This is a genomic window from Kribbella sp. NPDC020701 (assembly GCF_055562215.1).
This window is the reverse complement of sequence record NZ_JBVHFT010000010.1, coordinates 274,579-289,154: the sequence shown is the minus strand read 5'-3', so window position 1 is coordinate 289,154 and position 14,576 is coordinate 274,579. Positions and strand designations below refer to the sequence as shown.

The window sequence follows — 14,576 nt, the reverse complement described above, 5'->3', positions numbered from 1 at the left end:
TCGCGGAGGCAGGGTCAGAGTTCTTTGCGCATCTGCTGGGAGGTGACGGTGTAGCCGAGGGACTCGTAGAGGCTGATGGCGGTGGAGTTGTCGCCGAAGACGTTGAGATCCAGCTGCTGGTAGCCGAGCCGGCGGCACTCCTCCTCGCCGGCGACCATGATCGCGCGGCCGTAGCCCTTGCCGCGCTGCTTGCTGCCCACCTCGAGCCCGTAGATGAACGGCACTCGTGCCTTAGTGCTGATCCACAGGCTGCCGACCGGTTCCGAGCCGTCGCAGGCAATCCAGATCAGGTGGTGCTCGGTGGTGGTGCCGTCGGGCAGCAGCCGGGCGGTCTCGTCATGGGCGAGCGTCAGCGCCTCCTCGGGGTTCAGCCCGCGGGCCGGCCCGATGCCGGCCGCGAACGACTCGGCGGCGCGGTCCTTCCAGTCGGCGAACTCGGACTCGGTAATCGGGCGCAGGCTCACCGATGGCGTGGTCACCCGCTGACGATAGCCCGCCCGCAGGTTTGCCGACGGGTACTGGAGCAAGTGGCCGCGGTTGTGGAACCAGCCGCGCCGAACCCGATCGACCCCCGAGGTGCCCGACCATGTCAGCCAAACCCAGGACCCTGTCATGAGGCGGCGGAAACCGCCCGCCGGTGTGGTGAGCAAGGCGCCAGACGGCCTGCCGTCCCCGTTGTTCGAGAACTGGGCCTGGCAGGAACGTGCCGCCTGCGCCGACGTCAACCCCGAACTGTTCTTCGCCGCCGAGGCCGAGCGCGGCCCGCGCAAGCACGCCCGTGAAGTGATCGCCAAGTCGCTCTGCAAGACCTGCCCGGTACGGCGGGAGTGCCGCGAGCACGCCCTCGTCGTCGGGGAGGCCTACGGCGTGTGGGGCGGCACCACCGAGGAGGAGCGCGAACCCACCCTGCACACCCGCCATCACTAGTCCGTCGGCACGGAGCCGCTGACACTCAGTCGAAGAGTTCCTCCAGGAAGGACTTTTTCTTCTTGCGGGGGTGCTGCTGGTTGCCGTACCGCGGGTCGTACCGGCGGTCGTCGTCGCGCCGCCGATCGTCGTCGTACCAGCGGTCGTCGTCGTACCGCTTCTTCTCCTCGTACCGCGGCTGCTGCGGCGAGTTGTACCGCAGTTCCGCGTCGACGAGCCGCTCCAGCTCGCCCCGGTCGAGGAAGATCCCGCGGCACTCGCCGCACTGATCCACCGTCACACCACTACGTTCGTACGTGCGCATCGCGCCACGGCACTTAGGACACGTCAGGCTCTCCATCCAGCAACCCTAAGTGACGATTTCCCCGCACTGCCGCGCTTTCAGCCAACTCTCAGGAACTTCAGAGCCCAACTCTCAGGATCACTTGAAGCGGGTGAGGAAGTTCTTCAGGATCGGGCCGGCGGCGTGCGAGCCGGACTCGCCGCCCTCGACGATGACGGCGAAGGCCACGTCGCCGCGGTAGCCGGCCATCCAGGCGTTGGTGATGACCTTGCCGCCCGAGACGAGTTCGGCGGTGCCGGTCTTGGCGGCGACCGCGCCGTTGCCGGCCAGCACCTTCGCGGTACCGCCGGTGACCGTCGTCCGCATGAACGTCCGCAGCGCGGAAACCGTTGCTGCAGGCAACGGAGAGGCGGCCGCCCCGGCCGCGTCCTTGCCCGGAACGAGGACCGGCTTCATCGCGGTGCCGTGGTCGACCGTCGCTGCGACCAGCGCGATCGCCAGCGGGCTCGCGGTGACCGTGCCCTGGCCGATCATCGACGCGGCCTCGGCGACGTCGTCCTTGGGTGCCGGCACCTGACCGCCGTACGCCGAGATCGACAGGTTCAGGTCCCGCCCGATGCCGAACATCGCCGCGGCCTTGGTCATCCCGTCCTTCGGCAGCCGCGCGTGCTGCGAGATGAACGCGGTGTTGCAGGACTCGTTGAACGCCTTCTGCATGGTGCCCGCGCCGTACGCCGCGAGCCCGTCGTAGTTCTTGAACGTCTTGCCGAAGACGTTGATCGTGTTCGTGCACGGCAGCGCGGTCGCCGCGGTCTCGCCACTGCCCAGCAGTGCCGCCGAGGTGACGATCTTGAACGTCGACCCCGGCGCGTAGCGACCCTGGAAGGCGCGGTTGTAGCTCGCCACCTGCGGGCCGTTCGCCGCTGCCAGGATCTGCCCGGTCGACGCCTGGACGGCGACCAGTGACGCGGGCAGCTTGCTCGTCGCCAGCGCCGCCTCGGCGTAGCGCTGCAGGTTCACGTCGAGGGTGGTCTTGACCGGCTTCCCCGCGGTGCCCTTCTGGCTGAACACCGTATCGATCGTCAGCTTGGTCTTGCCGTCGCGCAGCGTGACCGTCCCACCCGGGGTCCCGGCGAGCTGCTGCTGGAATGCGTACTGCAGGCCGGTCGTCCCGACCTGATCCTGCGCCGACGCGGTCGGACCCGCGTTCTTCAGCGACTCAGCGGTCGCCGTCTTCATCGTGCCGAGGATGGACCGGGCGAACGTCGCGGTCTCCGGCAGCGACTGCGTGCCGCCCATCGTCAGGACGCCGGGAAGCTTGCCCATGGTCGGCCGCAGCGCCTCCCACTGCTCGGCCCGGATCGTGATCGCGTCGACGAACTGGCCGGCCGGCGCGGCCTTCGCGCGGGCGGCGAGCTTCGCGCCGTCCACCTGGAGGTTCTTGGTGAAGGCGGCGTACGTCGCGGCCGTCGCCACGGTGCCCGAGGCGACCCCGACGATGACGACCGGGCGGTTCGCGGTCATCGCGACGCCGTTGCGGTCCAGGATCGAGGCACGGGCGGGCAGTGCGCGGACCCGCTTGAGGTAGTTCGCGTCGCCGAGACCCGGGTAGATGGTGTCGCCGGAGGCCTTGATCTTCCACACGTCGCCGGTCTTCACGGCGGTCGCCGTACTGGTCCACTTCATCGCGCCGATGCCGCGGAGCTGGGCCTCGACGGCGAGCTCCTGCGTGCAGTTGCTGCCGTCGCTGCACTTCGGGTCGCCCTGCGGTGCGACCGTCACGGTGCTGGCGACCAGCGCCGTGTCCACGTCGTCGAGCCGCTTGCCGAACACCGTCGGGTTATCGGTGAGCGCGCCGGCCGCGTCGGGCTTCCCGTCCGGCGCCCACGCCTTGACCCAAGCGTCGGCGAACTGCTTGATCACCGCGGCCGAGGCCTGCTTCTCGTCGTTCGGGTCTGGCTTTCCGTCGCCTGATTTGCTGTCTGAGCAACCGGCGGTGATCAGCAGACTACTCAAACAGACGATCGCAGTGGTTCGCTTCACGTTCTCAACTCTCGCACGACGACGGATGGACACCGGGCACAGTCTTCGGCGTGTGGCATTGCGGCCACGAGGGCGAAACTACTCAACCCGTGCAAGTACGACGCCGGATCCGGCGCCTGAGTTGGCAGCTACCCGGTGGATCGCCCGGATGAATCGGGAGCAAGAGGCAGAAGGTATCGGGATTCTGGAACCGTGGTCCAGATCCGGCACCCGCGGCGTATTCTGCAGCCTTGTGACCCGCCTTGCTCTGCACAGCCGGCTGATTCCCGGAACCGAAGAGGCCTACGAGCTCGAGCACGCTCGTGTCTGGCCGGAACTGATCACCGTGATGCGCGCCGCCGGCATCACCGACTGGTCCATCTGGCGCAGTGGCCACGACCTCTTCCACCTGGTCGTGTCGGACGACTTCGAGGCCGCCGTCGCCCAGCTGAAGACGGACCCGGTCGATCAGCGCTGGCAGCAACACATGAGCCAGTTCGTCGAAGGCTTCGCCCAGAACCCCGAAGGCGTCGCCGGCCAGTCGCTGCGCCACGTCTGGACCATGAGCGAACAGCAGGACTAGTACATCTCCCACACGAGGAGCTCGGCGCCGTGCGGGCCTGCGGTGATGCGACGGCCGTCCCCGTCGGTCAGTCGTACGGCGTCCGCCGTACCCAGGTCGCCCGCGGCTTCGAGGGCGGCCGAGCCCTGGGCGATGAAGAGATGCACGTACGGCGCTGCCGGGAGGGCGACCGCTTGGCCCGGGGCGAGACGGGCGACCGACATCCCGGCGGAGTGCTGGTTGATGCGGATCGCCGTACTGACGGCGTGCTGAGGGAGACCGGAGGCGATCGGGACCAGCTCGCCGGTGCTGAGGTCGAGCTCGGCCTGCTGATACGACGGTGGCAGGTCGAAACGGTCCGGGCGGACCCACATCTGGACGTAGTGGACCGGGTCGACGGCGTCGTTCCACTCGGAGTGCTGGATGCCCGAGCCGGCGCTCATCCGCTGGGCCAGGCCCGGATAGACAACGCCGCTGTTCCCTTCCGAATCACGATGCGCCAAGGCGCCACGCAGTACCCAGGTGACGATCTCGAGGTCCTGGTGCGGATGCGTCTCGAACCCGGTGCCGGGGGCAACTGTCTCGTCGTTGTGCGCGAGCAGGAAGCCGAATCCGACGTTCGCCGGATCGTAGTGCGGCCCGAACGAGAACGAGTGCCGCGAATCCAGCCACTCGGACGAGGTCACGAATCTGTCGCCCGCCCGCCGGATCTCCATGGGTACTAGTAATACCCCTTCTGGCCGTCCAGGAGCTCGCGCATGGTGTCCAGGTGCCCGACGTGCCGGGCGGTCTCCTCGACCATGTGGATCACCATCCACCGCAGCGTCGGGCTGTATTCCGGGTCCTTGCCGACGTCGTCCAGCGAGTGGGCGGCAGTGATCTCGTTCGACTGCGCGCACTGCGCCTCGAACTCGTCCAGCAGCCGTGTCAGCGGTACGTCGTCGACCATCCAGTCGGCGTCGTCCGGCAGATCCTTGCGGAACTGCGGGTTCGTGTCGGAGGGCTCACCGAGAAAGATCACGTTGAACCAGCAGTGCTCGGTCCAGCGCATGTGCGACACCAGTCCGGCCGGCGTCATCATCGGCGAGTCCGGCAGCACCGAACGGTGCTCGTCCTCGGCCCGCAGGCCCTTGAGCTTCCAGCGGACCAGCGCCCGCTGCAGATCCAGCCAGCCGATCAGCTGCGTGCGCTCATCCGCCACCAGCGGCGGCCGTTCCCGGGAAAGAGTCATGCCCGGAACCTAGCCCCCGCATGGGCCAGCCGCATGGCAATAAAAAGGGGACTGCGCCGCTCGGTGGGCGGCGCAGTCCCGGACGTGGGGTTGGGTCAGCCGGTGGGGTTGCCGTTGTCGGAGCCCAGGGTGGCGGTGACGGTCTGGGTCTTGCCGTCGCGGGTGAAGGTCACCTTGACCTCATCGCCCGGGCGGTGCGAACGGACCGCGGCGACCAACGCGTCCCCTGACGCGATCGCCTTGCCGTCGACAGTGGTGACCACATCACCAGACTGCAGACCGGCCTTGTCCGCCGCACCGCCGGACGTTACCTCGCCGAGGCGTGCTCCGTTCGTGAGCCCGTCGGACGCCTGCGCGTCGCCGACCTGGACGCCGAGCCGCGCATGCGTGGCCTTGCCCTTGGCCACCAGCTCGTCGATGATCGGCTTGGCCTGGTCGATCGGGATTGCGAAGCCCAGGCCGATGTTGCCGCCTTCGGATTGTCCCGATCCTCCGGCGGTCTTGATCGCGCTGTTGATTCCGACCACCTGGCCGGCGAGGTCGATCAGGGCGCCGCCCGAGTTACCGGGGTTGATCGCGGCGTCCGTCTGAATTGCTGGGAAGACTGTCGTGCTGTCCTGCTGCTCGTCGCCCGACGTCACCGGCCGGTTCAGCGCCGAGACGATGCCGCTCGTCACGGTCGCCTCCAGGCCGAACGGCGAACCGATCGCGACCACGCCCTGCCCGACCGCGAGCTTGCCGCTCTGGCCCAGCGTGGCCGGGGTCAGGTCGGTCGCCTCCGCGTGGATGACAGCCAGGTCGGTCAGCGGGTCGGTGCCCTTGACCGTGGCCGGTACCGTCCGGCCGTCGTTCAGCATCACGGTGATGGTCGCGCCCTGTCCGGCGCCGGCCACCACGTGGTTGTTGGTGACGATCAGGCCGTCCTTGCTGATCACGATGCCGGAACCGGTCGCCGCGCCCTGCGAGGTCGCGACCGCGATCTTCACCACGCTCGGCAGCACCTTCGCGGCGGCGTTCTGCACCGAGCCGTCCGGAGCCGAGGCGGGTGCCGCCTGGTTGCCGTTCAGCGGAGCCGTGGTCGACGGAGTGTTCGCCGTGGAGTCGTTGGTCGCCGAGTACACCGCGGCGCCGCCGACTCCGCCGGCGGTGCCGACCAGGAGGGCGGTCAGCGCCACCAGCGCGAGTCCGCGCCGCTTCGGCTTGGCCGCCGTGGCGGCCGGTGCCTGCGGCTGCGGACCGTAGGGCCAGTTCGGGCCCGGAGACGTCCCCTGATGCGTCCCCGGCGCACCGAACTGCGGGTAAGCACTCCCACCTGTTGGGTGCTGACCCGGCCGCTGCTGCCCACCAAGCGGTGCGAACTGCTGCTGCTGATGCTGTCCGTACATCGGCATCTGCTGCGTCCGCTCCGGCCCCTGCGGTTGCTGCGGGTTCTGGCCGGGCTGGTTCTGCGGCTGCTGCGGCGTGTTCTCACTCATAGCGAATACTGTGGCGGCCGGACCTGAGAAGGCCCTGAAGATCCCCTCGGAGCTGCCGAAGAACTCCATGAAGATCCTCTGAAGGATCAGTCAGGATCTTTTAAGACGGTTTGCGTACGACGTCCCGACGCGCTAGCGGGTACGACGTCCGCACGCGTCAGCGGGTCTGCGTCGCGGCGTGCGGGAGCCACAGCGTGAACTGCGCTCCGGCGCCGGGAGCGTTGCGCGCGTAGATCATCCCGCCGTGCTGCTCGGCCGCATGCTTCACGATCGCGAGTCCCAGCCCCGATCCAGGCCGGCTGCGCGCCTCGCTGGACCGGTAGAACCGCTCGAACACATGCGGCAGGTCCGCCTCGGCGATCCCCGGCCCGGAGTCGGTCACCGTGAGTACGCCGTCCAGCAGGCGGACCGTGACGAGCCCGACCGGCTGGCCGTCGCTCCGCGGCGTGACACCCTCCGGCACGCTGTACTTCGCGGCGTTGTCGAGCAGGTTCATCACAGCGCGGCCGAGCAGCCGCTCGTCACCCCACACCGGGAACGGAGTCAGCTGGACGTCCCACTCCAGCCCCGGTGCGCGGCGCCGTACCTTGATGATCGCGTCCTCGACCACGTTGGACAGCTCGATCAGCTCCGCGTTCCGCACCTGCGGGGTGTCGCGGGCCAGTTCGGTGAGGTCGCCGATCAGCGTGGTCAGCTCGTCCATCTGCGCGCGTACGTCGTCCAGCAGCTGCTGGCGATCCTCCGGTCGCAGACCACCGCGCTTGTCGGCTTGGGCGAGCAGGTCGAGGTTGGTCCGGATACTGGTGAGCGGCGTACGCAATTCGTGCCCCGCGTCACCCACGAGTCGCCGTTGCCGGTCTTGGGACCGCGCCAGCGCCGCGAGCATCGCGTTGAACGCCTGCGCCAGCCGCGAGATCTCATCGGACCCGGTCACCGGAATCGGCTGCAAGTCTTCGGTTCGCGCGACATGCTCAGCCGCCCCGGTCAGCCGCGCGAGCGGTCTGAGCCCGGACCGGGCGACCGCGTTGCCGACCAGCGCGGCGCCGATGACGCCGATCAGGCCGAAGGCCCAGAGCACGATGCCGAGGTTGTGCAACGTCTGGTCGATCGCACCCAGAGACTGCGCGACCACCAGCGCCGACGGCTGGTACTGATCCGGGTCGACCCGGCAGTTCGCCCCGTGCGGACAGTAGTGAGCGGGTACGGCGACCACCCGGAAATGTGAGCCGTTCCGGACGCCGACGGTCCGCAGACTGGCGTCGGAGCCCTGAGCCCGGGCAATGGCCAGCTCGTCCTGCCCCATCGGCGGGAGCGCGCTGTTCTCGGCGCCGAACATCTGCCCGTCCGCACTGATCATGCCGACCTGGATGTCGCTCAGGCCGAGCGCGTCGGGCGGGATGCCCTGCAGGACGGTGAGGTTGGTCAGGACGCCCTTCTGCGCGGCCTGGCTGGCCCGGAGGATGAGGCTGTCGTCCAGGTTCTGGTACATCTGCTGGCGCACGGTGACGTACGCCGCGACGCTTACGATGGCGACCGCGAGTCCGACCGCGACCGCCGCGAGCATGGTGACCCGGGCGTGCAGACTCAGCTGGTGGAGTTTCTCGTTCCACCAGGTCTGGGTGCGGGCAGCCGTCGCCACCACCCGATTCCCGTTGCCGTTGGCAACCAGCGGGGGCGCGGGCTGCTGCGGGGCGGCCGGCTCACGCCGGTCGGCGTACGAGGGGAATTCTTCGGGGTGTTGACGGCTCACGGTGGGGTGTCTCTCAGGACGTACCCGATGCCGCGGACGGTGTGGATCAGGCGGGGAAGGTCGTTCACCTCGGTCTTGCGGCGGAGGTAGCCGATGTAGACCTCGAGGGAGTTGGCGGTGGTCGGGAAGTCGTAGCCCCAGACCGCGTCCAGGATGACCGCGCGCTCCAGCACCCGGCGCGGATTGCGGATCAGCAGCTCGAGCAGGGAGAACTCGGTCCGGGTGAGCGGGATCGGTACGTCGCCCCGGCGCACCTCGTGCGCGTCCACGTCGACCACGAGATCGGCGTACTGCAGGACCTCGCCGCGCTGGCCGCCCTCACCGGGCGTGGTGCTGCGGCGGAGCAGGGCGCGCAGCCGGGCCAGCAGCTCCTCGAGCGCGAACGGTTTGGTCAGGTAGTCGTCGCCGCCGGCGTCCAGGCCGTCGACCCGGTCCGCGACCGCGTCCCGCGCGGTCAGCACCAGGATCGGCACATTGTTGCCCGCGGCCCGCAAGGCCTTGGTGGTCTCGAGCCCGTCCAGGCGCGGCATCATCACGTCCATCACGACGACGTCGGGCTCGACGTTGCCGATCACCGCGAGCGCCTCGGCGCCGTCCGCGGCGGTCACCACCTCGAAGTCGTTGAACTCCAGCGAACGGCGCAGCGAGTCCCGGACCGCCCGGTCGTCGTCCACCACCAGTACCCGCATCGTCTTCCTCGCTCCGCTCGAAGTTCCGCCTCGACAGTAGGCCGTCAGTTTGAGAATCGCCTGAGAACCCGCTGATCACTACCCCAATACCTCCTGCACACCTTAGGTTGGCAAATCGTGGACATCCTCGAATACACCCCCGAGCCCGAACAGTTCGCCTGGACCTTCGGCGGGGTGCCGCCGATCCGGCGGGTCAAGCCGGGCACCGCACTGAGGTTGTGGACCGAGGACGCGTACTGCGGCACCCTCCGCAGCACGGCGGACCTGGCCAGCGCCTCGCTGAACATGCCGTTCGTGAACCCGCAGACCGGCCCGTTCTACGTCGAGGGCGCCGAGCCTGGCGACACCCTGGTGCTGCACTTCGTGGAGCTCACGCCGGCCCGCAGCTGGGGTGTGTCCACGACCATCCCGTTCTTCGGCGGCCTGACCAGCACCGACCGCACCGCGACACTGCAGGACCCGCTGCCGGAGCGGACCTGGATCTACGAGGTCGACTCCGACAAGCAGACCGTCGGGTTCCACGCCCAGAGCAGCGGGCTGGAGCTCGCGCTGCCGTTGGAGCCGATGCTGGGCACGGTCGGCCTCGCGCCGGCCGCGTTCGAGGCTCGCTCGTCGCTGGTGCCGGACATGTTCGGCGGCAACATGGATACGCCCGAGATGCGGGCCGGTGCGACCTGTTACCTGCGGGTGAACGTCGAGGGCGCACTGTTCTCGGTCGGCGACGGGCACTACCGCCAGGGCGAGGGTGAGTCCTGCGGGACCGCGGTCGAGGGCGCGATGAACGTCGTACTGATCGTGGACCTGGTGAAGACGCCGGGACCGGTCTGGCCGCGGATCGAGAATGACGACTACCTGGCGGTGGTCGGGTCGAGCCGGCCGCTCGAGGACGCCTGGCGGGCCGGTCAGGTCGACATGGTCGGCTGGCTCGGGTCTCTGTACGGACTGGACAAGCTCGACGCCTACCAGTTGCTCAGCCAGATCAGTGAGGTCCCACTGGCGAACGTCGTCGACGTGAACTACAGCGTGGTCACCAAGGTCCCGAAGCGCCTGCTACCGAGCGCGACGGTGTACGACGGCATCCACCAGCATCTGCGCGACGCCGCCGCCTCGCTCAGCTGAACGCGGGTACCACGTCCTCCGCGAACCGCTGCATCGGCTCGTGGTCGTACGCGACGCCGGGAATGTAGACGATGACGTACTCGATCCCCGCCTCGGCCAACCGCTCGACGTGCTCGGTGAGCTGCTTCGTCGTGACGACCTCGGCCAGAGCACCAGGCGTCCCGCCGGCGCCGATCTCGGCGAACTCGTCCAGGCTGTAGCGGCCCCGGGCCTTGGCGGTCGCGGCGACCGGCTCGGCACCGGACTCGACCGGAAAGACGTTGAGGCTGGTCGACTTGACGATCTCGTCGTAGTCACGGCCGACGTCGTCGCAGTGTTGCCGGAGTACGGCGAGCTTGTGCTCGATCACGTCGACGCGACCGGTGCCGAAGTTGCAGGCGTCGCCGTACTTCGCAACGAGCCGCAGCGTGACCCGCTCGCCACCGCCGCCGATCCACAACCGTGGTTTGCGCCGCGGTACGACGAAGGGCTTGTCGACCGAGTGGTACTTACCCTCGAAGACCACGTCGTCCTCGGTCCACAACCGGTGGATCAGCTCCACGGACTCCGCGAACGACCCCATCCGGTCCTTCTGGCTCGTCCACGGGTAGCCGTAGGCCCTCCACTCGTGTTCCGACCAGCCCGCGCCGATTCCGGCGTACAGGCGGCCGTGGCTGGCGACGTCGACGGTGGCGGCCATCTTCGCGCAGAGCGCCGGGTTGCGGTAACCGTTGCAGCCGACCATCTGGCCGAGCTTCACCCGATGCGTATCGCGGGCGAGTGCGGCCGTGGTGGTCCAGGCCTCGAAGACGGTCTCGCGGACCGGCTCGGGCACCGTGTGGAAGTGGTCGAACAACCAGATCGCGTCCCACGGCCCGGCATCGGCGGCGCGGGCGACCGCGGTCATCGCTTCCCACTGCTCGACCGGATCCTCGAGTTCAGCCAGGTCCATCCGCCAGCCCTGCGGTACGAAGACACCGAACTTCATCGGGCCCTCCCGGTACGACGTGAGATCGCGACGCCGGCCAGGCACACCGCGCCGCCGACCAGTGCGAGCAACGCGGGCGTCTCGCCGAGGAAGAGCCAGCCGAGCGCGATGGCGACGACCGGAACCACGTAGACCGTGGCGCCCATCTTGCCCGCGCTGGTCCGCCGGAGGGCGAACGCCCAGGTGGTGAATCCGAGCGCGGTCGGGAAAGCGGCCAGGTAGACCGCCCACCAGATCGTCCCAGCGCTGGCGGATCCGAGTTCGTCGATCAGCGCGGGCGCGAACGGGAGGCAGACGACTGCTCCGATGGTGCAGGCGAGCCAGGTCACCTCGGCCGCGGGGAGCCGGCTCAGCAGGGGCTTCTGCGTGACCACGCCGACGGCGTACGAGATGGCCGCGGTGATGCAGAGGACGACACCCCAGGTTTCCGCGCGGCCGGTGGAGGTCGACGTACCGATCAGCAGGATGCCGCCGAACGCGACCAGGCTGCCGATGACGACCTGGCGGGGGAAGCCCTCGCCGAGGGTGAGGCCGGCCAGCAACGCGATCAGCAGCGGGGCGATGTGGACGAGCATGGCCGCGGTCCCGGCGTCGAGACGGCGTTCGGCCTCGTTGAGCGTGAGGTTGTAGACGCCGAACCAGAGCAGGCCGCAGGCCAGCAACTGCGGCCAGTCGCGCGCGGCCGGCCAGCGGCGTCCGGTCACCTCGCGCCGTGGGCGGAGGAAGAGGAACGCGCCGAGGAAGATGCTGCCGAGGCCGAGGCGGGCCAGTGCCAGAGCGCCCGCCGAGAACTCGGTGCCGGCGTGCCGGATGGCGACGAACGACGAAGCCCAGAGCACCACGGTCACGGCCGCCGCCGCGGTCGCGAGGCCGCTCCTGGGCGGAGCTTCCACGATGGTAGTCACCCTGACTACCCTAGGAACCAGCTCTCAGTTTTCCCATGCCGGATCGGAGTCGAAATGGCGGTCTTGCTTACCGAAACGAAAAGCCAAGTGCTCGATGAGCTCAATACTCGGATCTTGGCCGAACTGACCGCCGACCCGCGGCTGCGGACCACCGAGCTGGCCCGCCGGCTGGGAGTGTCCACGCCGACCGTGCGGGAACGCGTCGCGCGGCTGGAGGAGTCCGGGGTGATCCGGGGCTACCGGCTCGAGGTGGATCCGGCCGCGCTCGGACTACCGGTCGCGGCCTGGGTGCGGCTGCGGCCCGGTCCGGGGCAGATCCCGAAGATCATCGAGCTGGCCGCACGTACGCCGGAAGTCGTCGAGTGTCACCGGATCTCCGGCGAGGACTGCTTCCTGATGCGCGTCCAGGTCCCCGCGATCGCCTCGCTCGAGGATGTCCTCGACAAGTTTCTCGTCCACGGCCAGACGACGAGCTCGTTCATCGTCTCGACCCCGGTGCCCCCGCGCTCGGTGCCGTTGGGGTGAACCCCAACCACCGCTGAGGGTGGTCTGCATCACTAATGTGGTGGCGACTTAGTGACCCTTGGAAGGACCCCGACCCATGGCTGCTGACAAGTCTGTTCGCAGAGTTGCCCTGCTCACCGCCGGCGGGCTCGCGCCCTGCCTGTCGTCCGCCGTCGGCGGGCTGATCGAGCGCTACACCGAGGTGGCGCCCGACGTGGAGATCATCGCTTACCTGAACGGGTACCACGGCCTGCTCAGCGGCCGGTTCGTCGAGGTGACGCCGGAGGTCCGGGCGAAGGCGTCCGTACTGCACAAGTTCGGCGGCAGCCCGATCGGCAACAGCCGGGTGAAGCTGACCAACACCGCGGACCTGGTCAAGCGCGGCCTGATCGCCGACGGCCAGAACGCACTCCAGGTCGCCGCCGAGCGGCTGGTCGCCGACGGCGTCGACGTCCTGCACACCATCGGCGGTGACGACACCAACACCACCGCCGCGGACCTGGCGGCGTACCTGCACGAGCACGACTACGACCTGACCGTGGTCGGCCTGCCGAAGACCATCGACAACGACGTGATCCCGATCCGGCAGAGCCTGGGCGCGTGGACCGCGGCGGATCAGGGCGCGCTGTTCGCCCGCAACATCATCGCCGAGCACAGCTCGAACCCCCGGATGCTGATCGTCCACGAGGTGATGGGCCGCAACTGCGGATGGTTGACCGCGGCAACGGCCCGGGCGTACCGGGACTGGCTGGACACGCAGGAGTGGAACCCGGGCATCGGCCTGGACCAGGGCGGCTGGGACGTGCACGCGGTGTACGTGCCGGAGGCAACGATCGACCTGGACGCCGAGGCGAACCGGCTGCGCAAGGTGATGGACGAGAACGACTGCGTCAACATCTTCCTGTCCGAGGGCGCCGGCGTACCGTCGATCGTGGCCGAGATGGAGGCCCGTGGCGAGGAGGTCGGGCGGGACCCGTTCGGTCACGTGAAGCTGGACACCATCAACCCGGGCGCGTGGTTCGCCAAGCAGTTCGCGGAGCGGATCGGCGCGGAGAAGACGATGGTGCAGAAGAGCGGCTACTTCAGCCGTTCGGCCGCGGCCAACGACCGCGACCTGGCTCTGATCAAGGAGTGCACCGACTACGCGGTCGACGCCGCGCTGCGCGGTGAGAGCGGCGTGGTCGGCCACGACGAGGAGCGCGGTGACGAACTGCGCGCGATCGAGTTCCCGCGGATCGCCGGCGGCAAGGAGTTCGACCCGGGCGTCGACTGGTTCGTCGCGCTGAAGGCGGAGATCGGTCAGGCCTGAGTCGGACCACCAGACACGACCTGGAGGCGGCCGACCCACTGGTCGGCCGCCTTCTCGATCTGCGCGAGGACGTCGTCGAAGCCGGCGTCGTCGCCGTAATACGGATCCGGTACGTCGTCATCGGCGAACAACCGGGCGTCGCCACCGAGCTCGGCCAGGTGTCCTGAGTCCATCGCGAGCACGAGGTCGCGGTCCGCGAACCACCCGGGCCGGAACTGGCGGGCCCGGTGCGCGCTGCCGTCGTACCCATGCCTGCGGAGCACGGCCGCGGCCCGCGGGTCCATCCGATCCCCGACGTGCCACGCGCCCGTTCCCGAGCTCGTCACCTCGACGTCGTCGATCCCCGCCTCGGCGAGCTTCGCGCGCAGCACGACCTCGCCGATCGGCGACCGGCAGATGTTCCCGGTGCAGACGATCTCGACGTGCCTGGGCACTACTTGATCTCGGCCTTGTCCGGAAGAACGATGTTCAGCACGATGCCGACGACGGTGATGATCACCGAGCCGAGCAGCGCGGACCAGAAGCCGTCGACGTGGAACTGGACGTCCAGCTTGCCGGTGATCCACGACGTGAGCAGCAGCATCGCCGCGTTGATGACGAAGAGGAACAGCCCCAGCGTCAGGGCGATGAGCGCGCACGACAGCAACTGGAGGATCGGCTTCACAATCGCGTTCACGACGCCGAAGATCGCGGCGACGATCAGCAGCGTGAGGATCCGCCGTCCGGTGGTCGGACCCTCCAGAGTGATCCCGCTGACGAGCCAGGTCGCGATCGCCAGCGCGACCGCGTTGGCGAGGAGTCTGATGACCAAGTTCTTCATGCGGTCGATCCTC

Annotated in this window: 17 protein-coding genes; 5 read left to right on the top strand and 12 right to left on the bottom strand. The window is 68.8% G+C overall.

Annotated elements, in window-relative coordinates; translation table 11 throughout:
• Positions 1–14 precede the first annotated feature (14 nt).
• The gene (locus ACZ3HV_RS24990; RefSeq protein ID WP_465687383.1) at positions 15–479 is read right to left on the bottom strand and encodes a GNAT family N-acetyltransferase; all 465 of its coding nucleotides are present in this window, start codon (positions 477–479) and stop codon (positions 15–17) included.
• Between the two features lie 133 nt (positions 480–612).
• Here ACZ3HV_RS24990 and ACZ3HV_RS24985 point away from each other — a divergent pair, with 133 nt between their 5' ends.
• Positions 613–927, top strand: a complete 315-nt coding sequence (locus ACZ3HV_RS24985) for a WhiB family transcriptional regulator (RefSeq protein ID WP_360361258.1) — start codon at positions 613–615, stop codon at positions 925–927.
• 25 nt (positions 928–952) lie between these two features.
• Here ACZ3HV_RS24985 and ACZ3HV_RS24980 read toward each other — a convergent pair whose 3' ends face one another.
• Together ACZ3HV_RS24980 and ACZ3HV_RS24975 are read right to left on the bottom strand one after the other, a co-directional pair.
• On the bottom strand, positions 953–1,267 hold the full coding sequence (locus ACZ3HV_RS24980) for a TFIIB-type zinc ribbon-containing protein (RefSeq protein WP_465687382.1): 315 nt from the start codon (positions 1,265–1,267) through the stop codon (positions 953–955).
• A gap of 81 nt (positions 1,268–1,348) precedes the next feature.
• Complete coding sequence (locus ACZ3HV_RS24975; RefSeq protein ID WP_465687381.1) at positions 1,349–3,253, bottom strand: penicillin-binding transpeptidase domain-containing protein; 1,905 nt, start codon at positions 3,251–3,253, stop codon at positions 1,349–1,351.
• Positions 3,254–3,485: 232 nt separating this feature from the next.
• Here ACZ3HV_RS24975 and ACZ3HV_RS24970 point away from each other — a divergent pair, with 232 nt between their 5' ends.
• A complete protein-coding gene (locus ACZ3HV_RS24970; RefSeq protein WP_465687380.1) occupies positions 3,486–3,815 on the top strand; it encodes an L-rhamnose mutarotase in 330 nt (109 codons plus the stop codon).
• Here ACZ3HV_RS24970 and ACZ3HV_RS24965 read toward each other — a convergent pair.
• The 5 genes from ACZ3HV_RS24965 to ACZ3HV_RS24945 all read right to left on the bottom strand — a co-directional run bounded on the left by ACZ3HV_RS24965 (position 3,812) and on the right by ACZ3HV_RS24945 (position 8,939).
• On the bottom strand, positions 3,812–4,510 hold the full coding sequence (locus ACZ3HV_RS24965) for a pirin family protein (RefSeq protein ID WP_465687379.1): 699 nt from the start codon (positions 4,508–4,510) through the stop codon (positions 3,812–3,814). The genes ACZ3HV_RS24970 and ACZ3HV_RS24965 overlap by 4 nt on opposite strands.
• Positions 4,511–4,515: 5 nt before the next feature.
• A complete protein-coding gene (locus ACZ3HV_RS24960; protein ID WP_465687378.1) occupies positions 4,516–5,025 on the bottom strand; it encodes a DinB family protein in 510 nt (169 codons plus the stop codon).
• 95 nt (positions 5,026–5,120) lie between these two features.
• Positions 5,121–6,500 (bottom strand): S1C family serine protease, encoded by a 1,380-nt coding sequence (locus ACZ3HV_RS24955; protein WP_465687377.1) that lies wholly within the window; start codon positions 6,498–6,500, stop codon positions 5,121–5,123.
• Between the two features lie 157 nt (positions 6,501–6,657).
• Entirely contained in the window at positions 6,658–8,250 is a 1,593-nt protein-coding gene (locus ACZ3HV_RS24950; protein ID WP_465687376.1) for a sensor histidine kinase, read from the bottom strand.
• Positions 8,247–8,939, bottom strand: coding sequence for a response regulator transcription factor (locus ACZ3HV_RS24945; protein WP_465687375.1), 693 nt, complete (start codon positions 8,937–8,939; stop codon positions 8,247–8,249). The genes ACZ3HV_RS24950 and ACZ3HV_RS24945 overlap by 4 nt, the downstream gene beginning before the upstream one ends.
• Before the next feature lie 117 nt (positions 8,940–9,056).
• Here ACZ3HV_RS24945 and ACZ3HV_RS24940 point away from each other — a divergent pair, with 117 nt between their 5' ends.
• Positions 9,057–10,058, top strand: coding sequence for an acetamidase/formamidase family protein (locus tag ACZ3HV_RS24940; RefSeq protein ID WP_465687374.1), 1,002 nt, complete (start codon positions 9,057–9,059; stop codon positions 10,056–10,058).
• Here ACZ3HV_RS24940 and ACZ3HV_RS24935 read toward each other — a convergent pair.
• Together ACZ3HV_RS24935 and ACZ3HV_RS24930 are read right to left on the bottom strand one after the other, a co-directional pair.
• Complete coding sequence (locus ACZ3HV_RS24935; RefSeq protein ID WP_465687373.1) at positions 10,051–11,025, bottom strand: LLM class F420-dependent oxidoreductase; 975 nt, start codon at positions 11,023–11,025, stop codon at positions 10,051–10,053. The two genes, ACZ3HV_RS24940 and ACZ3HV_RS24935, sit on opposite strands and share 8 nt — an antisense overlap.
• Positions 11,022–11,930 carry a DMT family transporter gene (locus tag ACZ3HV_RS24930; RefSeq protein WP_465687372.1) on the bottom strand — a complete coding sequence of 303 codons (909 nt, stop codon included), beginning with the start codon at positions 11,928–11,930 and terminating at the stop codon, positions 11,022–11,024. Before ACZ3HV_RS24930 ends, ACZ3HV_RS24935 begins: the two co-directional genes overlap by 4 nt.
• Positions 11,931–11,984: 54 nt before the next feature.
• Here ACZ3HV_RS24930 and ACZ3HV_RS24925 point away from each other — a divergent pair, with 54 nt between their 5' ends.
• The gene (locus tag ACZ3HV_RS24925; RefSeq protein WP_465687371.1) at positions 11,985–12,455 is read left to right on the top strand and encodes an Lrp/AsnC family transcriptional regulator; all 471 of its coding nucleotides are present in this window, start codon (positions 11,985–11,987) and stop codon (positions 12,453–12,455) included.
• Between the two features lie 76 nt (positions 12,456–12,531).
• Positions 12,532–13,743, top strand: a complete 1,212-nt coding sequence (locus tag ACZ3HV_RS24920) for a pyrophosphate--fructose-6-phosphate 1-phosphotransferase (protein WP_360361295.1) — start codon at positions 12,532–12,534, stop codon at positions 13,741–13,743.
• Here the strand turns inward: ACZ3HV_RS24920 and ACZ3HV_RS24915 are convergent.
• Together ACZ3HV_RS24915 and ACZ3HV_RS24910 are read right to left on the bottom strand one after the other, a co-directional pair.
• Entirely contained in the window at positions 13,734–14,177 is a 444-nt protein-coding gene (locus ACZ3HV_RS24915) for a low molecular weight protein-tyrosine-phosphatase (protein WP_465687370.1), read from the bottom strand. The genes ACZ3HV_RS24920 and ACZ3HV_RS24915 overlap by 10 nt on opposite strands.
• A complete protein-coding gene (locus tag ACZ3HV_RS24910; RefSeq protein ID WP_465687369.1) occupies positions 14,177–14,563 on the bottom strand; it encodes a phage holin family protein in 387 nt (128 codons plus the stop codon). The genes ACZ3HV_RS24915 and ACZ3HV_RS24910 overlap by 1 nt, the downstream gene beginning before the upstream one ends.
• Positions 14,564–14,576: the final 13 nt, after the last annotated feature.

What these genes read in the sequence shown, in the direction of transcription:
- ACZ3HV_RS24935 (WP_465687373.1), bottom strand. Translation starts at nt 11,025, where the DNA reads ATGAAGTTCGGTGTCTTCGTACCGCAGGGCTGGCGGATGGACCTGGCT.
- ACZ3HV_RS24925 (WP_465687371.1), top strand. Translation starts at nt 11,985, where the DNA reads ATGGCGGTCTTGCTTACCGAAACGAAAAGCCAAGTGCTCGATGAGCTC.
- ACZ3HV_RS24920 (WP_360361295.1), top strand. Translation starts at nt 12,532, where the DNA reads ATGGCTGCTGACAAGTCTGTTCGCAGAGTTGCCCTGCTCACCGCCGGC.
- ACZ3HV_RS24955 (WP_465687377.1), bottom strand. Translation starts at nt 6,500, where the DNA reads ATGAGTGAGAACACGCCGCAGCAGCCGCAGAACCAGCCCGGCCAGAAC.
- ACZ3HV_RS24985 (WP_360361258.1), top strand. Translation starts at nt 613, where the DNA reads ATGAGGCGGCGGAAACCGCCCGCCGGTGTGGTGAGCAAGGCGCCAGAC.
- ACZ3HV_RS24980 (WP_465687382.1), bottom strand. Translation starts at nt 1,267, where the DNA reads ATGGAGAGCCTGACGTGTCCTAAGTGCCGTGGCGCGATGCGCACGTAC.
- ACZ3HV_RS24945 (WP_465687375.1), bottom strand. Translation starts at nt 8,939, where the DNA reads ATGCGGGTACTGGTGGTGGACGACGACCGGGCGGTCCGGGACTCGCTG.
- ACZ3HV_RS24960 (WP_465687378.1), bottom strand. Translation starts at nt 5,025, where the DNA reads ATGACTCTTTCCCGGGAACGGCCGCCGCTGGTGGCGGATGAGCGCACG.
- ACZ3HV_RS24965 (WP_465687379.1), bottom strand. Translation starts at nt 4,510, where the DNA reads ATGGAGATCCGGCGGGCGGGCGACAGATTCGTGACCTCGTCCGAGTGG.
- ACZ3HV_RS24910 (WP_465687369.1), bottom strand. Translation starts at nt 14,563, where the DNA reads ATGAAGAACTTGGTCATCAGACTCCTCGCCAACGCGGTCGCGCTGGCG.